Raw genomic sequence first — 18,642 nt, 5'->3', positions numbered from 1 at the left:
TCGCCAGGCCTCCTGTGAGGCCGGAACTCAGGGGCTGCGGACCAGCCGGGTCACGAGGTGCTCCAGCTCCGTCTCCGGATCCGCGGTGAGGCCGGCGTGGACCGGGCCGGTCTGCACGATCGTGCTGCGCGGAGCGGTCAGCCAGCGGAAGCGGCTGCCCAGCGGTTCCCCGGTCAGGGGTCCCGAGTCACTGCCGCAGGAGCGCTGGTAGGCGCCGAGCGCGTGCCGTACCCCGTCGAGGTCCACCCCGGTGTCGAGGGCGCGCAGGCGCGCCTCGTCCAGCTCCACCCGGGCGCACAGGTAGTCGCGGGGCTGGCAGTACAGCAGCACACCGGCGTTGATCAGCTCGCCGCGCTCCACGCGGGGGATGACCCGGATGACCGCGTACTCGTAGACGTCCTTCACCGGTTGTCCTTCCAGAACGCGCCCACCGAGCCGGTCTTCCTCTCCTGGTCCTGACGGGGCTCCTGGCCCGACGGCCCCGACGGCCCCGGCAGCCAGGTGCGCGGTCCCTGGGCGCGGGCCAGCAGGTGCTCGACGTACGCCTGCCGCACGGCCTGCGCCCCGTCGAACCCGGGCTCGTCCTCCAGCCACTCGTCGGGGACCTCGTCCACCACCCCGTCGAGCAGGTCTCTGGTGATCAGCTCGCTGAACTCGGCGTCGGCCTCGGGCATCCGGGTGGCGAAGGGCGCCATCACGTGGTCGCTCGCGTCGAAGTCGCGCAACGGGTTGGCCGAGGGCCAGTTGTGATGGAACCAGAGCGCCGCGCCGTGGTCGATCAGCCAGGTGTCGCCGTGCCACAGGAGCAGGTTCGGGTTGCGCCAGCTCCGGTCGACGTTGTGGATCAGCGCGTCGAACCAGAGCAGGCGGGAGGCGAACCCGGCCTCGGGGGGCCAGGCCAGCGGCTCGAAGCCCAGCGCGCCCGGCAGGAAGTCGACCGCCAGGTTGTTGCCCTCGCTGGCCTTGAGCAGGTCCTGGATCTCCTCGTCGGGCTCGCGGGCGCCGAGTTGCGGATCGACGTCGATCACCTTCAGCTCGGGCGTACGGAATCCCAGGCGCCGGGCCAGCCCGGCGGACACGATCTCCGCGACCAGGACCCGGCGGCCCTGCCCGGCACCGCGGAACTTCACGACGTGGGTGCCGAGGTCGTCCGCCTCCATGATCCCGGGCAGTGAGCCGCCCTCGCGCAGCGGTGTCACGTAACGGGTGGCTTTGATCGCTTCAAGCACCTCGCCAGGCTACCGGGTCGGCTCGCGGTTCCCGTCCGGGCGGGGGGACGTCCCGTGCGGGCCGAGAGGCGGAGGGAGGAGAGGCGGGGGAAAAGGGGCCGTGAGAAGGGCCGTGAGAAGCCGTGAGAAGGAGGGCGGTTCGCGCGGGGCGGGTGGCGGAGGGAAAGGCGGGAAAGGCGGGAAAGGCGGGAAAGGCGGGAAAGGCGGGAAAGGCGGGAAAGGCGGGAAAGGCGGGAAAGGCGGGAAAGGCGGGAAAGGTGGGAAAAGGGCCGCGAGAAGGAGGGCGAGGAGAAAACGGCGCGGTGGGCCGGAAGAAAAGGCGGCCGCGTATTCGGGGGATGTGTTATGTCTTGCCCTGGCCTGAGCATCACATGAGTGTCACGGTGAGGAAGACAAGACCTTCATTCCCGTTGACTGTCGGCGATGCTTCTTCTTGAGTGAGAAGGGTGGCGGCGAGGGGAGGCTCGCGTGCCGTATGCGCAGCCGCTCAAAACGGGGGATCCGGCGGGGCTCGGTGAGTACGAGATCATCGGGCGTCTCGGAGAGGGTGGGCAGGGGGTGGTCTACGTCGGGGTGCGCCCCGACACCGGCTCCGAGCCCTACGCGGTCAAGCTTCTGCACGGTTCGGTGGGGGAGGACCCCGAGGTCTTCCTGCGCGAGGTGGAGCTGGCGAAGCAGGTGGCCCGGTTCTGCACGGCCCAGGTGATCGACGCCGGGCTGGACGGCGACCGCCCTTACATCGTCAGCGAATACGTCGACGGCCCGTCGCTCCACCGCGAGGTCGCGGTCAGCGGGCCCCGCGAGGGAGGCAGGCTGGAGCGCCTGGCCATCGGCACGGCCACCGCGCTGGCGGCCATCCACCGGGCCGGGATCGTGCACCGCGACTTCAAGCCGCAGAACGTGCTGCTCGGTCCCGACGGGCCGAGGGTCATCGACTTCGGGCTGGCCAGGGCGCTGGACGCCGCGGCCACCCAGAGCGGGCGCGGCGCGGGCACCCCCGCCTACATGGCGCCCGAGCAGGTGGAGGGCGCCGAGATCAACCCGGCGGCCGACGTCTTCGCCTGGGGTGCCACGATGTGCTTCGCCGCCAACGCCCACGCGCCCTTCGGGCAGGACTCGATCGCGGCCGTCCTGAACCGGATCCTCACCGCGGCCCCGCAACTGGGCCGTCTCGACGGGCTGCTCGGCGCGCTGGTGGTCGACTGCCTGGACAAGAATCCCCGCAACCGCCCTACCAGCAGGGAGCTGCTGCTCGCGCTGCTCGGCGACGACGGGGGCCGGTCGGTGATCGAGTCCCGCTCCTCGCCGGTGCCGGGATTCCCGCCCGCGCCCGGCGGGCCTGACGTCTCCGGCCCTGCGGTCTCCTCCGGCCCCTCGGCTTTCTCCGCTCAGCCCGGTGTCACGGGCCTTTCCGGCCGGTGGGGCGCGACGGGGACCGGCCGGCGGGCCGGGTTCGGCGGGACCGGTGAACCGGGCGGTGCGTCCCCGGCGGGCGCGAGGCCCGGCGGGCGCGCGTTCCCCGCCGGAGGCGAGGACTTCGACGAGCCCAGGACCCACCCCGGGCAGGCGGCCACCAGGGCCTCGGTCGCGGTCTCCGGCGCGCTGCTCGTCAGCGCCGCCGTGCTGGTGGGAGTCCTGGTCCCGGCTCTGAGCGGCGCCGCGCCGGGCGGCGTGCCCGCCCCGCCGGTCGTCCCGGCGGTGGAGTCCACCTCCCAGGGCGACACCACGTCGCACGAGGGCAGGGCGAGCGCTCCGATCAAACCGCTCCCGATCCCGCCGACGGTCCCGGCCAAGCCCCCGCGCGCGGAGGGCGTCAGATCCTCCCCCCTGCCGCCCCCCGTCGCCACGGTGGTCGTGCCCGCGCTCGTCGGGCTGGATCGTTCCGAGGCGGCGCGCCTGATCAAACGGGCCGGGCTGGTCGCCGGGGCCGTCAAGGCGGTCAACTCCGGCCGGCCGCTCGGTGAGGTGCTCGCGAGCAGCCCAGCGGCGGGGACCGCGCTGCCGAAGAGGGGCAGGGTCGACCTGCAGGTCTCCGGCGGCACCCAGGTGCCCACGCTGGTCGGCCTCGCCAGGAGAGCCGCCCAGGCGGCGCTGGCCCGGGCGGGGCTGGCCGTCGGCGGGGTCGGCACGCGCTGCTCGGACCAGCCGGCCGGGCGGGTGCTCGCCAGCACCCCCGGCGCGGGCAGGCGTGTCTCCCCGGGGAGCGCGGTGGAACTCGTCGTCTCCAGGCACGGCGTCCCGGTGCCGCCGGTCGCCGGCCAGAGCGCGACCGACGCCTCCAACACCCTCGCCGGGGCGGGGTTCGCCGTACGGACGCGGGCGCGGCTGGTCACCGGCGCGGGCCAGGACGGAGTGGTGCTGGCGCAGAGCGTGGCGCCCGGCACCTGCGCCAGGCCCGGTGCGACGATCGTGATCACTGTCGGTGTCGGGGGCCAGAGCGGACCGGGGCCGGGGCCGGGTCCGGGGGAGAGCACCGAGCCTCCCGATCCCACGGTCCCGCCGGCGCCCGTTCCCGGGGAGGCCGCCCCTTCCGGGTGAGGCGTCCGGGGTGACGAGACGCGGAGAGCCCCGGAAGGGATGCTTCAGAGGGAGGCCAGCACCATGGCCAGGAGGGTCTTCCCGACCTCTTCCTCGGGAAGATCGATCGTCTTGACCACCGACTGGAGCGAGCCGAGTACGGCCCAGGCCCAGATCCGGCGGGCGGGGTCCGGGTCGGGCCCGGCCAGGCGGCGGTAGATCGCGTCGCGGAAGGCGCGGATGGCCTCGCCGGGGGAGCCGGGGGGCGCGTCGTCGGCGCCGCTGATGTCCTCCATGATCAGCCGGATGATCGCCCGGTGCCTGACCGTGAAGGTCACCAGGGCCTCGGCGAAGGCGCGGTCGTCGTCGAAGTCGTCTTCGATCAGGGCCACGATGTCCTGGCCGGCGGGGGCGATGAGCTCCGTGGCCAGGCGGTCCTTGGGATGGAAGTGGTAGGCGACGGCCGTCTTCGTCAGGCCGACGGCGGAGGCGATGTCGGCGAGCGAGGTCGCCGCGTAGCCGCGTTCGGCGAACAGCTGGCGGGCGGCGTCGAGGATCCGCTCACGCGTGTCGTGCCCGTGCTCGAGTGTGGTCATCGTCTCAGTCCCACGTCGCCTAGAGCATTTCCGGATTTGTCCCCCTACTCTTTTACCGTAGGTTCTGTACGAGCGTACAGTACGGCTTTTCAGGACGTTTGACACTCAACGCGGGGCGGTCACCGATGTCTGGTTTGCTGGGGCGGCTGGGAAGCTGGTGCGCGAGGCACGGCAAGGCCGTACTGGCCCTGTGGGTGGTCGCGGCGGCGCTGCTGACGGCGGGATCGGTGTTCTTCCCCGGCCCGGTCAGCAACGACGTCAGCATTCCCGGCACCGACGCACAGCGGGCCGTCGACCTGATGAAGGACGGCTTCGGTCCCGGGTACGGGGTGGGAAGCTCGGCCCAGATCGTCCTCTACTCGCCCGACGGCCCCCTCATCTCCGAGGACAGGAAGCGCGCGGTGGAGCGCGCGGTGGAGCGGATCCGCGACGTGCCGCACGTGAAGGAGGTGAAGTCCCCCTACCAGGTCGGCGGTCTCGCACCCAGCCTGGAGATCGGCATCATCGCGATCAAGCTGGAGGGGAACGACACTGCCAAGCTGGCCGAGACCACCAAGCTCCTCTCCGCGGCGGCCGAACCCGCACGGGCGGCGGGCATCGAGGCGGTCCCCGCGTCCTCGGGCAGCCCGGCGGACAAGGAGATCAAGACCGGGACCAGCGAGATCATCGGTGTGGCCTGCGCGCTGCTGGTGCTGCTGCTCGCGTTCGGCACCCTGGTCGCCGCGATGATCCCGATCTTCACCGCGTTGATCAGCATCGCGACCGGGCTCGGCGTGGTGAGCCTGCTCGGCCACATCGTGGACGTGCCCAAGCAGGCGTCGATCATGGCGACGATGATCGGCCTCGGCGTCGGCATCGACTACGCGCTCTTCCTGCTCAGCAGGCACCGCAAGCTGCTCGCCGACGGCCTGCCGGTCCCCGAGGCGGTCCGCCGGACGGCCGCCGGCTCCGGCGGCGCGGTGGTGTTCGCCGGGGGCACCGTGATCATCGCGCTCAGCGCGCTCATGCTCGCCGGCTTCCCCCTGCTGCAGACGCTCGGCTGGATCACCGGTATCTCGGTCGTCTGCGCGGTGGTCACCTCGGTCACGCTGGTCCCCGCGCTGCTCGGCCTGCTCGGGCACCGGGTCAACGCGCTGCGCCTGCCGTTCACGGGGCGGCGGGGCAGCCACGGCTCCTCCGGCTGGGCCTCGCTGGGCAACTGGGTGGCCCGGCGGCCGTGGAGCGTGCTCGCGCTCAGCGTCGCCCTCCTGGGCGCGCTGGCCGCGCCCGCGCTCGCCCTCAAGCTGGGCACGCTCGACAACGGCTACGCCGACCGCGGCACCGACACGCGGCGCTCGTACGAGCTCCTGCAGGCCGGGTTCGGGCCCGGCATGAACGGCCCGCTCGTCGTGGTGGCGGACCTGGACACCAGGGTCGTCGACCGGGAGCCGGCCCCGGCCGTCCTGGGCAACCTGAAGGAGCGCGTCGCGGACGTCGAGGGAGTGGTCCACGTCGGCGACCCGGTCCTCAACAGGGGCGGTACGGCGGCGCTGGTGCAGGCGATCCCCGCCTACGCCCCCGGCGACCCCCGGGCGCTCGAGGTGGTCAAGGCGGTGCGCGCGCTCGACGTCGAGGGAGCCCAGGTGCACGTGGGCGGGCAGGTCGCCGGCATGGCCGACGCCGGTGACAGGATCTCCGGACGCACGCCCCTGGTCGTCGGCGTCGTGGTCCTGCTGAGCGCGCTGCTGCTGCTCCTGGCGTTCCGCTCGCCGGTCGTCGCGATCAAGGCCGCGCTGATGAACCTGGTCTCCCTCGGTGCCGCGTTCGGCGCGCTATCGCTGGTCTTCTCCCTGGGACTGGGCAGCCGCCTGGTCGGCATGGACACGCCGGTCAGCGCGGACGGCTCCTATCTGAGCACGGTGTTCTTCACGGTGCCGATCGACAGTTACATCCCGCTGATGCTGTTCGCGATCCTGTTCGGCCTGTCGATGGACTACGAGGTCTTCCTGCTCACCGCCGTGCGGCAGGCGTACCTGAAGCACGGCGACAACCGCAGGGCGGTGGCCGAGGGGCTGGGGTCGACCGGCAGGGTCATCACCTCCGCCGCCCTGATCATGGTCGCGGTCTTCGTCGCGTTCGTCGCCTACCCCGACCCCATGGTCAAGATCTTCGGTGTCGGCCTGGCGGTGGCCATCGCGGTGGACGCCACGATCATCCGGGGCCTGCTGGTCCCGGCGACCATGGCCCTGCTCGGCAGGGCCAACTGGTGGTGCCCCGCCTGGCTGGACCGCATCCTGCCCGACCTCTCCGTCGAGGGCCACGAGGAGGACGAGGAGAGGAAGGGGCCGGAGAGGCCGGAGGGGCCGCGCAGGGAACTCGTCGGCGCCGGCCGCGGCTGACGGGAGCGGGCCTCCGCCCCGTGCCGCCGGGAACGCCGCCGGTGTCCCAGTCGCTTCCAAGTCCTCCCCAAGCGGCCTCCGCCATGCTCTCGCCCGGGAAGCGAGTTTGGGGAGAGTACGAAGATGTGGGGAAGAATCGGCGCCGTCGCGGGCCTGGTGCTGGCGAGCACGCTGGCCCTGCCGGGCACCGCGATGGCGAAACCCAAAGAGGTGGACGTCCCCGTCGGGACGTGGCTGGCGGCCAGGACCCATCCGGCCGTCCAGCTGACCTCGGTGTCCTACACGGCCGACGTGGCCGTGCCGACGCCCGAGGCGAACCTGGAGGCGATCAGGACCCTGACCCAGCAGGGGGTCGACGCCGTGCAGAGCGGCAAGATCTCCTCCGACGAGAACAGCATCTACCGCTGGGTCGTCCAGCAGATGGCCAAGGACCCGGGCCGTTACTTCTCGCCCGGCGGGCGGGAGCGGGTCGTCGAGGCGACGGCGGGCGGGCTGTGCACCGGCTGGTGGGTCACGCCGGACGGCTACATGGTCACCGCGGCGCACTGCGTCGGCCAGGAGGAGACCGAGCTGGCGCGGACCTTCGCGGCCCAGGCCCTCACGAAGATCAACGAGAAGGACGCCGCCGACCTGGTGGCCGACCTCGGTGAGATCGCCTCCGACGAGGAGATCCTCAGGACGGCGACGAAGATCTTCCAGGTCTGGAACGCGGACAACATCAAGATCCGCAACGTCAAGAGCTCGCTCTCGCTGCTGCAGAGCCTGCCGGGCGGCGGTGTCGACAAGACCACCAAGACGGTGCCGATCGAGCTGGTCGCCAAGGGCACCGTCTACCCGGGCAAGGACGTCGCGATCCTCAAGGCCAACGGGCAGAGCAACCTGCCGACCGTGCCGCTGGGCGAGGACTCCGACGTGCGCGTCGGCGACACCCTCTACATCAGCGGATTCCCCGGTACGGTGACGCAGACCTCGATCTTCAACCTGGAGTCCAAGCTCGATCCGGCGTTCACCGAGGGCCCCTACAACGCCGCCCGCCAGACCCCCGAGGGGGTGCCGTACATCCAGACCCAGGCGCCCTCCTACCCGGGCAACTCGGGCGGTCCGGTGTTCAGCAAGGACGGCAGGGTCATCGGCATCCTCGTCGGCGGCCTGATCCAGCAGGACGGCGGCTCCACCGAGGGTGAGAGCTTCGTGCTGCCGGTCAGCATCGTCAAGGAGAAGCTGAACGAGAAGAACATCAAGCCTGCCGAGTCGTCGACGACGAAGGCCTACAACGAGGCGCTCGACCTGTTCTTCCAGAACCGGTACTCCGACGCGCTGCCCAAGTTCCGCGAGACGCAGGCGCTGCAGCCGAACCACCCGTACGTCGCCAAGTACGTCAGCGACTCCCAGCAGGCCATCACCGCCGGCAAGGACGAGAGCGGCACGCCGATCCTGCCGTGGCTGCTGTGGGGCGGCGGTGGCCTGATCGCCCTGTTCGTGATCGGTACGATCGCCTCGGTCGCCCGGGGCAGGCGCCGTGCCAGGGGGCCGGCGGCCTTCCCGCCCGTTCCGTACGGTGCGCAGCCCGGCCACCCGGCGCAGGCTTACGCGGGCCAGTACGGCCGGCCGCCCTACGGGCAGCAGGAGCCGTACGGTGCGCCGCAGCACCACCGGCAGCGGGCGCCCTACCCGCTCCCGGCCGCGCCCGAGGACACCCGGGTGGTCCACCCGCACTCGCCCTACGGACCGCCGCAGCCCCAGCGGGGCCCGGGGGGTCCGGGGAGCCCGGGGAGCCCGGGGAGCCCGGGGGGTTCGGGGGGCCCGGGGGCCAACACCCGGATCGCCGGGCTGGAGGCGGAGCTGGAGCAGCTGCGCCGCACCATGGGGCGCCCGCCCGAGCGGCGCTGAGCGGGCTCGCCCCGACGAGGCCGGGACGGCGCCTCCGGAAGGGGCCGGCCGTACTGACCACAGAGGTCGAGGACGGCTAGACCAGCGCCTCCGCCCGGCGGCGTCCCCGGTAGCCGCTGTGAACCAGGATGTCGCCCGGCGCGGCGGGCGGCGCGGCGGAGCGGGCCGTGATGGCCGGGCCGGCCGGATCGCCCTGACCTGTCCGGGCCGCCGGGATGGGAGCGGCGGCTCTGGGCTCGGTGACCGGGCGGGCTGCCGGGGCGAAGCGGGCGGACGCGGTGGGACGGACAGGACGGGTGGGACGGGCGGGGACGACCGGGATGGCGGTGGTGACCATCGGGTCGGCCCGGCGGTGGCGGCGGCCGCGCGGCGGGGAGTCCTGGACCAGGGTCGACGACTCCACCACGGCATGCTCGTGCAGGCGACGCCTGCCCCGGTAGGGGGCGCGGGGGCGGTCGTCGCGACGGTCCTGCACGCGGGGCTCCTCGACGTGGGCGACGGAGGTCGTGACCGAGGGGAACACGGTGCTCGAGGCCGGGGCGAACGTGCTCTCGGGAACGGGTTCCCGAGAGGTGACGGACCCCCGGGCCGGGAAGGGCGCGTTCGCGGGGACGTGGGAGCCGGGCCTGGAGGGTGGGGTGAACAGGTTCTCGGCTTCGGGGGAGACGGGGCTCTCCACGAGGCTGTGGGGGAAGGGCGCGTTCGCGGGGATGTGGGAGCCGGGCCTGGGGGGTGGGGTGAACAGGTTCTCGGCTTCGGGGGAGACGGGGATCTCCACGAGGTCGCGGGCCGGGGGCGGTGCGTAGGAGAGTTCGCGGGCGGGGGCGTTCCTGGGCATGCGGCGGCGGCCGGGGGCGCGGCGGCGGCCCGGGGTCCTGCGGGGCGAGGGGGAGGGGGAGAGGGCCGGGGCGGTACGCCCCGAGGCGGTCGCGAGGAGCCGTACCCTCGACTGCCGGGCCTTGCCGTGCGCGAGGATCGCGACCGCGGCGAGCAGCACCGGCGCGAGCACGGCGGGGGTGTCGAACCCCGGGGCGGGCGTGGCGAGGTCGCGGACGGTGGCGGTGGGCGTGACGGCGAGCGCGCTGGTGCCGGCGGTGGAGGCCTTGGCGTGCTTGCCCGGAGAGGTGCGGCCGGCGGAGGCCGGCGCCTGGGTCCTGACCGGCGCCTTCGCGGTCGTCCGGTCGCTCTGCGGGGCGCCCGGGGCGGGGTTCCCCCCGGACACGGTCCTGCCGTCGTTCCCCGAGGCGGCCTTGACGTCCCCGCCGGCCTTCCCGGCCTTGCCGGTCGTCCCGGCGTGCTTGGGGGCGGGCTCTGGCCTGCCCGGCCCGGCGGGCGTGCGGGTCTCCCGTGCGGGTACGGGGGCGGGGAGTACGGCGAGCAGGTCGAGTCCTGGACCGATCACCACCGCGTTGTCCCCGGCCGCGTCGGCGGGCTTGACGAGTGTCTGCTTCTCGGTCGCCTCCCGGTCCAGCCGGGCCTTGATCTTCTCCGGGTACCCGTAGCCGACGACCTTGCCGGTGTCGCGCTCCTTGCGCTTGGCGATCCCGCCGTCGATGTTGCCCTCGATCGTGTGGATCCTGCTCCCATCGACCCCGGTGACGATCCCGACGTGGTCGATGTGGTCGATCCTGTTCGAGCCGCTCCAGTCGAAGAAGACGATGGCCCCCGGCTTGGGGACGGTGCCCCAGGCGTCCTGCTGCCGGAACCACTGGGCGTGGTGGACGGTGTAGGCGAACTGGCCGATCCACTCCTGGTAGCCGAGCTTCTCCGCCGCCCACGACAGGTACATGTCACACCAGGGGGCGGCGGTGTAGTCGGCGTCGAACTCGACGTTCTTGCCGTACCAGTCACCGAACTTGGTGTAGCCGCCACTCTTCTCGGAGTATCCGAGCTGGCTCTCCAGCAGCTCGACGAACTTGCGCATCTCAGGTGTCATTGAGGATTTCGGGGGACTCCCGGCGGCCGTGCGGGCACGGTCGCTCCGCCTCGCGACCTGGCCACCGGGAGACGAGGTTGAGCGACGGCGCGTTCACGCGGGCCCACCGGGGGTGTGGAGGGACGCGTGTGGCGGCACCACTGGCCAGTTGTCTTCCGTGACGAGGGAGGTTACCCGGCCCCAAGGACAGGTCACGACAGGCTAAAGGGGACGTCAAGTCGCTCGATGTCACGCATGTGGGCAAAAGGCGACGTCAGGGAGGGTTCCGGATGATCTCCGATGGTAAACCGTCCAGTAAAAAGATCTACCGGATCGCCGCGACCGGGGCCGGGACCGCCGTATCCGCCCCGTTCGATCTTGCCGATCGTTCTTTGCGTCGACGTCCGGTTTCTTTACCTTTCGGCGAAATGGGTAGACATATGGGTATTTATCCCGCTATGCACGTATGGACCCTGAGAGATGCTGGTCACACCAGGAAAGGCTCAACAGCAACCAGCGAAGGTTAAAAGGTACGAGCCATGTGTCAACACCAGCCGCGCTGCCCACTCGCAAGCGCACCCGATCACGAAGCCGCGTCTCTCGTGGCCTTCCACCCCGAGCAGGGGTGGGGCCTGCTCTGCAACGGCGTGGTGGTCTTCGAGGACACCGGAGCGCTCCTGCCTGACGGTCGCAGCACTCCCGTCCACGGCATGCCTCTGCACCGCGTCTCCTTGGGGCAGGCGGCATGATCTCGTCGCGTGTGCCCGCCGGACCGGGACTGGACACGCCACGCGGGCGGACGGCCCCGCGGCGGCCCGAGGTCTCCGGCGGCGGACGCGCGTGCGAACCACGCCCGGCCGAGGCAACCGCCGACCACGTAGGTGAACGCTCATGAACGCTCTTCTCGCAACGCCGTACGGCCAGGAGACGTCGTGCTCCTTCGCGCCCGAGTCGGCGTCCGTGCCCCAGGCGCGCCATCTGACCCGCGCCTGCCTGGCGGACTGGGGACTGCACGAGGAGCACAGTACGGTCGCCGAGCTGCTCGTCAGCGAGCTGGTGACCAACGCGCTGCGCCACTCGCGAGGAACCATCAGGTTCGCCCTCTCCTTCCAGGACGGCCTGCTGCGCTGCGAGGTCGAGGACGCGGACCCGGACTCCTTCCTGCCCAGCGTGTGCCGGGCAGGCGACGACGAGGAGCGGGGACGCGGGCTGCACCTGCTCGAGCTCCTGTCCTGCTGCTGGGGCAGTGCCCGTACGACCGACGGCAAGGCCGTCTGGTTCGAGCTCACCGCGAACGCCGCCGAGGCCTGACCGCGAGGTCGATCGACGCGCCGCCTCCGCGACGGCCGGCCAACGGGCCGGCCGTACACGCCGAGAGCCGTCCGCGCGAGACCGGCCGCACGCGCAGCCCCGGAGAGCCGCCCGGAGATCTGCCCCGGAGGCCCCGGCCGTGAAAGCCCGGCCGCGCCGCCCCGGGCGCGAAGAATCGCACAACCCCAGCCACGATCGCACAACCCCGGCCACGGGCCGCAGGACCACCGCCCCGGGCCCCCGCCGCCCGGCCCTCCGAGGGCCGGCGCCACAGACCACCTCCGAAGGCCGGAGCCGAGTTCCCCGACCCGGTTCCAGCCGGGCGCCGGAGCCGACGGGATCATCGCACTCGTCGGCTCCGGCGTCCCACCTTGAGCGTCGTCCCCGTCCTGCCCGTCAGCCGTCGGGCGTGCGGTTCCCGTGCGCGTTCAGGATGTGCTCGCCGGTCCAGACGGCGATCTGGGCCCGGGAGTGGAAGCCGAGCTTGGTCATGATGTGCTCGATGTGACCTTCCGCGGTGCGCTGGGCGATCGTCAGCGAGGCCGCGATCTCCTTGTTGCTCAGCCCCTGGGCGACGAGCTTGGCGATCTCCGTCTCCCTGCGGGTCAGCGGCGACGGCTCCTCGGCCTCGCCGGAGGGCTCGTCGCGGGGCGCCTCCTCTTCGAGAGCGAAGGCGAAGGCCTCGTCGCACCGCATCTTCGAGCCCTGCCTGACCAAGGTGTCGAAGGCCTGCTTTCCGAGAGCCTCGCGCGTGCGCTCCTCGCACTCGTCGTGGTAGCGCGTCAGGTGCCCGTAACCGGACAGCGGTGCCCCGATCACCTGCCAGGCCGTCTCCAGCACCCCCAGCAACCTGGCCGCCCGCTGGTGGTCGCCGTTCGAGGCGGCGATCCAGGCCAGCACCTCCACGTTGACGCCGACGCCCAGAAGGTCGTCGAGTGAGCGGTTGAACCTCAGGCTCTCCTTCTCCAGCTCCGTGGCGCGCGGGCCGTCGCCCTGGCACCAGACCCCGACGCCGAGCGCCATCATCGCGTACGCCCGGTGCCAGCCCTCCTCGTGGGCGTCGCACAGCGCGATGCACTTCTCGCCAGCGGAGACGGCGCTCGGCCAGTCGCCCCGGAAGGAGTGGGCGAGGCAGAGCCGGACGAGCGCCAGCGCCTGGCCCGCCGGGTCGTCGTCGGCGCGGTGGCGCGTCACCGCCTCCTCGTACAGGCTGATCGCGAGATCGACGTCCCCCCGGAACATGGCGATCATCCCCGAGTAGAGCGCGACGTAGGCCAGGACCGGCTCGTGCCCGGGACGCCCGCCGAGTTTCCTGGCCTCCTCCAGCATCGTCGTGGCGGAGACGATGTCGGCCTGGATGACGGCCAGCCAGCTGTTGGACCACAGCGCGCGGCCCCGGACCTCGTCGGAGCCGGTACCGCACAGGAGGCTCAGGTCCAGCCAGTGGCGCCCCTCCCTGAGGTAGTGGCTCGTGGTCCAGTGGTAGAGCAGGTCGGTGGCCATGACCAGGGCGGCGGAGGTCTCCCCGGGCTCGCCGAAGCAGTACTCCAGCGCGGTGCGCAGGTTGGCGTGGTCGAGGTTCAACCTGCCCAGCCAGGACACCTGGCGCGGACCGAACCGCTCCGCGTACGCCTCCGCCGCCAGCCGCCGGTAGTGGTCGCGGTGCAGCCGCTGCAGGGCGCTCTCCTGCCCCGAGGCCACAAGCTTCTCCCGGCCGTACTGCCTGATCGTCTCCAGCAGCCGGTAGCGGGTCACCGCGGACGTCGGGGGAAGGTCCTCCCGGATCAGGATCGACTTGCCAACCAGCCCGATCACCAGGTGGACCACCTCCTGGCGGTCGATGCCGTCCCCCGAGCAGACCGCCTCGGCCGCGTCGAGGTCCAGGCCGTCGGTGAACACCGAGACGCGCTCCCACAGCAGCCGCTCCTTCTCGGTGCACAGGGCGTAGCTCCAGTCGATCAGCGCGCGCAGCGTCTGCTGGCGGGGCAGCGTCGCGGGCGAGCCGCCGGTGAGCAGCCGGAACCGGTTGTCCAGCCGGGCCAGCAGTTCCTCGGGGGAGAGGGCGCGCAGCCGCACGACCGCCAGCTCGATCGCGAGCGGGATGCCGTCCAGCCGGCGGCAGATCTCCTCCACCGCGGACCGGTTGGCCTCGGTGAGCGTGAAGTCCGGCAGGACGGCGGTGGCCCGTTCGACGAACAGGCGTACCGCCTCCGACCGGGCCGCCGGCTCCGCGGACGGCCCGCCGCCGGAGCCCGGTGGCGGCGGCAGCGGCAGGGTGGGCACGACCAGTGTCTGCTCGCCGGAGATGCCCAGTGCCTGCCGGCCGGTGGCGAGGATCCGCAGGGAGGGGGCCGCGCGGACGAGGGTTCCCGCCAGTACGGCGCAGGCTCGCAGGAGATGCTCGCAGTTGTCGAGGATCAGCAGTGCCCGCTTCTCCCGCAGGTGGTCGATGAGCACCTCCACGGGGGGCCGGTGGGAGACGTCCCTGATCGCCAGGGCCTCGTTCACCGAATCGGTGAGCAGCTCCGGGTTCTCCAGCCCGGCGAGCTCGACCAGCCACACCCCGTCGGGAAACGCCCGCTGGACGTCGGCGGCGACGCGCAGGGCCAGCCGGGTCTTGCCGACCCCGCCGGGGCCGGTGAGAGTCACTATGCGTGCCCCGGACAGCAGTCGCTTGACCTCGGCCATCTCGTGCCGACGCCCCACGAAACTGGTCACCTCGGGGGGCAGATCCGTCGCCTGCCACCGCTTCGGGGCGGCCGATGCCACCTCATCCATCAGTGCCTCACGCCGGCTTCGGCAAGCGGATCGCCGTATGTCCGGATCCCGCCGGCACAATCCACACTATGTGCAGGCCGTTTCCCCGCGCGTGTCCCCCGGCCCGGGTCCCGTGACCCGGGCGGGCGCCGGCGGGGGCGTGGACCGGTGACCCGCCGCCCCGGGCCGGGGGTTCCGCCGGCCGGCGGGTCCGGTCCGGTGGTGGTCGCCGCTCACCGGGCAGGCGCGGTCTCGATCACCTCACAGGATGCCGTCGAGGAGGCCGCTCAGGTCGATGTCCACCAGGGCGGGCCCGTTCCCGGGAGGGCTCTCCGAGTCCCGGGGTTCGCGCGGGCCCGGGTCCGTGCTCGTGTCCGGGGCCGGTCCCGTGTCCGGGCCTGTCTCCGGGGTCGTTTCCGGGCCCGGGTCCGGGTTCGTGCCCGGGTCGGGGTCCGGGTTCGTGCCCGGGTCGGGGGCGCAGGGGGGCAGGTCGATCCGGACTTTCCGGGTGGGGAAGTCGCCCATGGGGTCGGTGTTGAGCACCACCACCCGCGTGGCGTGCCCCCCGCACCGGGGCAGGGCGGCGAACTTCCCGGTCACCTTCCGCTCGTATTCGGTGTCGCCGGACAGCTCCAGCTCCCGCATGCTCCTGGTCAGCGTCTCCCGCGTGTCCCCGATCGTCTGGACGAACCCGAGCCGCACGGTCACCGGCCAGGTGCTGGGGGCCTTCACCCGGAAGCCGACCGTGGTGCCGTCGAAGGAGGTGATCGAGACCGTGGACGGCGCGCACGGCTCGCCGCTGACCCTCTCCGTGCGGCTGGCCGCCCCGCCCGGGGAACGGGGCACGGTGGAGACCGTGACCCGGCGGTAGAGGGTCTGCTCGCAGGCGGGGACGGTGAAGTCGTGCGGGACGGTGTGGGAGTAGGTCTTCAGCCCGCCGATCACCGAGGTGCGCGGGACCGCCCGGCCGAGCCGGCCGGGATCGGGTCCCTCGGCGAAGGTGACGGTCACCGCGACCTTTCCCGTGGTGGAGGCGCGGAAGCCGACCGTGGTCCCGAGCGCGTCGATTCCCACGATCCTCAGGCCGCTGACTGTGTGCACGGGCCCCGGCGCCCCCGTTCCGGTGGGTTCCGGTGCCGGCGATCGGGTGGACGTGGGTACGGGCGCGGGCGGGCGGGTGGGGGCGGCGGTTCGCGAGCGTGTGGGCATCGGGGGCGGCGGCTGCGAGCCGGTCGGCGAGGGAGGCGAGGGAGGGGAGGGAGGCGAGGGAGGAGCGGAGGGCGGGGAGACCTGCGTCCTGGTGGGGACCGGTGACGGGGGCGAGGTGATCTGGCCGGGGTTCGCGCCGTTCGAGGAGGATCCTGGCCTTCTGGCGGCGGCACTTCCCGAGGGGCGGGCCGGCCCGGCGGAGGGGTCGGGAGGCGCCGACACCTGGCTCCGCCGCCGCTGCCCGGGGGTCTCCTCGATCATCGCGGAACTGGGCGGCGGGGTGAAGATCGTGTCGGCGGAGAGCCGGTCCTGCGGCCGGTTGGCCGCGATCACACCTGCGGTCATCGCGACGGTGATCACCCCCAGCCCGGCCAGGGTCCTGGGGCCCAGCCGGGGGCGGCGCACCCGCCCCACCCGGCCGAGTACCGTCTGGGCGACCGAGGAGGCGGCCTTCGGCGCGGGCTTGGCCAGCGGGAACGCCAGTGCCAGCAGCGTGGCGAGCTCGGCCAGGTGCCGCCGCCCGCGCTGCTCCCACTCCGGCCCGTACGCCGCCAGCGCCGCCGCCTCCAGCTCCTCCAGGAACGCCCGCGCGCTCTGCGGCCGGTCCGCCGGGTTCTTGGCCATGCCCCGCGTGATCAGCCCGCGTACCGAGCCGGGCACCCCCTCCACCGGGATCGCCTCGTGCCGGTGGCGGTGCATCAGCACGAGGCGGTGGTCGGCCAGGTAGGGCCTGCGCCCGGTGAGGCACTCGAAGAACACGCACGTGGCCGCGTAGACGTCGGTCGCCGTGCTCGCCGGCGCCCCCTCCCACTGCTCGGGCGCCATGTAGGCCGGGGTGCCGGCGGTCATCCCGGCCTCCCCGACGTGGGCGGCGATGCCGAAGTCGGCCAGCTTGCTGCCGCCGTCGGCCTGGATCAGCACGTTCTCCGGCTTGTAGTCGCGGTGCACGACGCCGGCGGCGTGCGCGAAGGCCAGGCCGAGCAGCGAGCCCTTGAGCACGGTCAGCGCCGCCTCCGGGCTCGTGCTGCCGTGCTCGGACAGGATCCGCCTGAGCGCGACCCCGTCGACCAGCTCCATCACGATCGCGGCTTCGAGCACGTCCTCGTAGTACTCGTAGAGCTGGACCACGTTCGGGTCCTGCAGCTCCACCATGACGCGCGCCTCCGCGCGGAAGCGCGCCAGGAAGCGGTGATCGTCCTTGAGGGTCGCGTTGAGGTATTTGATGGCCACGTAGGCGCCGGTGGGGGCGTACGTGGCCAGCACCACGCGCCCGCCTCCGCCGACGCCGAGTTCCCGAACCTCGCGGTATCCCGGAACCATCCCGTCCCCTTCCGAGTGCCGTCGACTTGTTCGACGGTCTCACCCCTGTGGTTGGTTGTCACGGTTGGTGAACTTTTGTGAAGGGTGACGTCGGAGCCATGCTCGGTAGCCGATCGTGCCCGGGCGGCGGGCCGGGGTCAGCGGGGGCCGGCGGCGGGCGGCGGGGGTCAGCGGGCCGGGTGGGCGCGGGGGAGCGATTCGTAGACGGCCTCGGCCAGGCGGTAGGCGCGCAGGTTCCCCGAGGCGGCGCCCGCCATCCTGTTCATCGTGTACGCCAGGCCCAGGCCGTGCTCGACGTCGCCGAGGCCCAGCGACCCGCCCATTCCGGTGTGGCCGAACGCGGTCTCCGCGCCTCTCGCGGGGGTGAGGAAGGTCAGCGCCGGGCGCATGTAGCCCAGGCCGAAGGAGCTGTCGAGGAACAGCACCCTGTCCGGGCCGTTCACCCTCCTGCGCGTCGCGCCGCGCAGGGTCTCCGGGCGCAGGATCCGCCCGGCCACCAGGTCGCGGTAGAAACCCGCCAGGCCCCGCGCGGTGGTGACGGCGCCCATCGCGGGCCAGCCCGCGCGCAGCACGACCGGGTGGTTGGCGCCGCCCCGCAGCCGGTGGATCGGAGGGTTGCCCAGGGCCCGGTTCAGCAGGCTGTCCTTGTCGAGCGAGGCCCTGGCCATCTCGTAGACAGGGTCTCCCGGCCCCTGTCCCGGCAGCTCCGGCGCCGTGGGTTCCGCGGGCGGGGCGGCCGGCGAGGCTGTGGGCGGATCGGCGGGCGGATCGGCGGGCGGGGCGGCGGGGGGAGCGGGGCGATCCCCGGCGGACAGCCGGGCCGCCCGCGCCGCCACGTCGTCCGGGGCGCCGACCCAGAGCTCCAGGCCGAGGGGGCCGGAGATCTCGGTGGCCACGATCTCGCTCACGGACTTGCCCGACACCCTGCGGACCACCTCGCCGACCAGGAACCCGTACGTCAGCGCGTGGTATCCGTGCGCGGTGCCCGGCTCCCAGATCGGCTCCTGCCCGGCCAGCCGGTCCGCGATGGCGGCCTGGTCCTCGAACTCCTCGACGGGGACCTGCTCCTCGATCACGGGCAGCCCCACCTGGTGGGTGAGGAGATGCTCGACGGTGACGCGCTCCTTGCCGCGCCGCGCGAACTCCGGCCAGACGTCCGCGACCGGGGCGGTGACGTCGAGCAGGCCGCGTTCGGCCAGCAGCTGCGCGACCGTCGCGGTGACCGCCTTGGTGCACGAGTACGCCAGCACGGGGGTGTCGCGCTCCCAGGCCCGCCCGCTGCGGCGGTCGGCGACCCCGCCCCACAGCTCCACGACCGGCTCGCCGTCCAGGAAGACCGCGAACGCCGCGCCCAGCTCCTCGCCGTCGGCGAAGTGCGCGTCGAACACCTCCCGTACCCGCGAGAAGCGTGGGTCGCAGTGCCCGTACGTCTCCACACGACCCTCGGTCCCGCCGTCTGCCGCCATCGCCCGTCCTCGCCCGTCCTCGTGCTCGGGAGTGAGCACTCGCTTGGTGGCCGA

General features: G+C 72.8%; 12 protein-coding genes. 5 read left to right on the top strand and 7 right to left on the bottom strand.

Annotated elements, in window-relative coordinates; translation table 11 throughout:
- Positions 1-27: 27 nt before the first annotated feature.
- Together AB0F88_RS05945 and AB0F88_RS05940 are read right to left on the bottom strand one after the other, a co-directional pair.
- Positions 28-405, bottom strand: a complete 378-nt coding sequence (locus AB0F88_RS05945) for a DUF3037 domain-containing protein (RefSeq protein WP_362677817.1) — start codon at positions 403-405, stop codon at positions 28-30.
- A complete protein-coding gene (locus AB0F88_RS05940) occupies positions 402-1,229 on the bottom strand; it encodes a HipA family kinase (protein ID WP_362677815.1) in 828 nt (275 codons plus the stop codon). The genes AB0F88_RS05945 and AB0F88_RS05940 overlap by 4 nt, the downstream gene beginning before the upstream one ends.
- Before the next feature lie 468 nt (positions 1,230-1,697).
- Here AB0F88_RS05940 and AB0F88_RS05935 point away from each other — a divergent pair, with 468 nt between their 5' ends.
- Complete coding sequence (locus tag AB0F88_RS05935; RefSeq protein ID WP_362677813.1) at positions 1,698-3,767, top strand: PASTA domain-containing protein; 2,070 nt, start codon at positions 1,698-1,700, stop codon at positions 3,765-3,767.
- 44 nt (positions 3,768-3,811) lie between these two features.
- On the opposite strand, the gene AB0F88_RS05930 is transcribed toward AB0F88_RS05935, so the two are convergent.
- Positions 3,812-4,342 (bottom strand): TetR family transcriptional regulator, encoded by a 531-nt coding sequence (locus AB0F88_RS05930; RefSeq protein WP_362677811.1) that lies wholly within the window; start codon positions 4,340-4,342, stop codon positions 3,812-3,814.
- Positions 4,343-4,467: 125 nt separating this feature from the next.
- Here AB0F88_RS05930 and AB0F88_RS05925 point away from each other — a divergent pair, with 125 nt between their 5' ends.
- Together AB0F88_RS05925 and AB0F88_RS05920 are read left to right on the top strand one after the other, a co-directional pair.
- Positions 4,468-6,720, top strand: coding sequence for an MMPL family transporter (locus AB0F88_RS05925; RefSeq protein ID WP_362677809.1), 2,253 nt, complete (start codon positions 4,468-4,470; stop codon positions 6,718-6,720).
- A 123-nt stretch (positions 6,721-6,843) separates the two neighbouring features.
- Positions 6,844-8,610 carry a serine protease gene (locus AB0F88_RS05920; RefSeq protein ID WP_362677807.1) on the top strand — a complete coding sequence of 589 codons (1,767 nt, stop codon included), beginning with the start codon at positions 6,844-6,846 and terminating at the stop codon, positions 8,608-8,610.
- Positions 8,611-8,686: 76 nt separating this feature from the next.
- Here the strand turns inward: AB0F88_RS05920 and AB0F88_RS05915 are convergent, their stop codons facing one another.
- The gene (locus tag AB0F88_RS05915) at positions 8,687-10,534 is read right to left on the bottom strand and encodes a CHAP domain-containing protein (RefSeq protein ID WP_362677804.1); all 1,848 of its coding nucleotides are present in this window, start codon (positions 10,532-10,534) and stop codon (positions 8,687-8,689) included.
- A 530-nt stretch (positions 10,535-11,064) separates the two neighbouring features.
- On the opposite strand from AB0F88_RS05915, the gene AB0F88_RS05910 reads away from it, so the two are divergent.
- A complete protein-coding gene (locus AB0F88_RS05910; protein ID WP_362677802.1) occupies positions 11,065-11,274 on the top strand; it encodes a DUF5999 family protein in 210 nt (69 codons plus the stop codon).
- A 142-nt stretch (positions 11,275-11,416) separates the two neighbouring features.
- On the top strand, positions 11,417-11,836 hold the full coding sequence (locus AB0F88_RS05905; RefSeq protein ID WP_362677800.1) for an ATP-binding protein: 420 nt from the start codon (positions 11,417-11,419) through the stop codon (positions 11,834-11,836).
- Positions 11,837-12,232: 396 nt separating this feature from the next.
- On the opposite strand, the gene AB0F88_RS05900 is transcribed toward AB0F88_RS05905, so the two are convergent.
- The 3 genes from AB0F88_RS05900 to AB0F88_RS05890 form a co-directional block, all read right to left on the bottom strand.
- Positions 12,233-14,614, bottom strand: a complete 2,382-nt coding sequence (locus AB0F88_RS05900) for a LuxR C-terminal-related transcriptional regulator (protein ID WP_362677798.1) — start codon at positions 14,612-14,614, stop codon at positions 12,233-12,235.
- Positions 14,615-14,854: 240 nt separating this feature from the next.
- On the bottom strand, positions 14,855-17,122 hold the full coding sequence (locus tag AB0F88_RS05895) for a protein kinase (RefSeq protein WP_362677796.1): 2,268 nt from the start codon (positions 17,120-17,122) through the stop codon (positions 14,855-14,857).
- A gap of 167 nt (positions 17,123-17,289) precedes the next feature.
- Positions 17,290-18,588 carry a serine hydrolase domain-containing protein gene (locus AB0F88_RS05890; RefSeq protein WP_362677794.1) on the bottom strand — a complete coding sequence of 433 codons (1,299 nt, stop codon included), beginning with the start codon at positions 18,586-18,588 and terminating at the stop codon, positions 17,290-17,292.
- Positions 18,589-18,642: the final 54 nt, after the last annotated feature.

The sequence above is a fragment of the Streptosporangium sp. NPDC023963 genome, assembly GCF_040639135.1.
GTDB lineage: Bacteria > Actinomycetota > Actinomycetes > Streptosporangiales > Streptosporangiaceae > Streptosporangium.
This window is presented reverse-complemented; position numbering and strand designations above follow the sequence as displayed.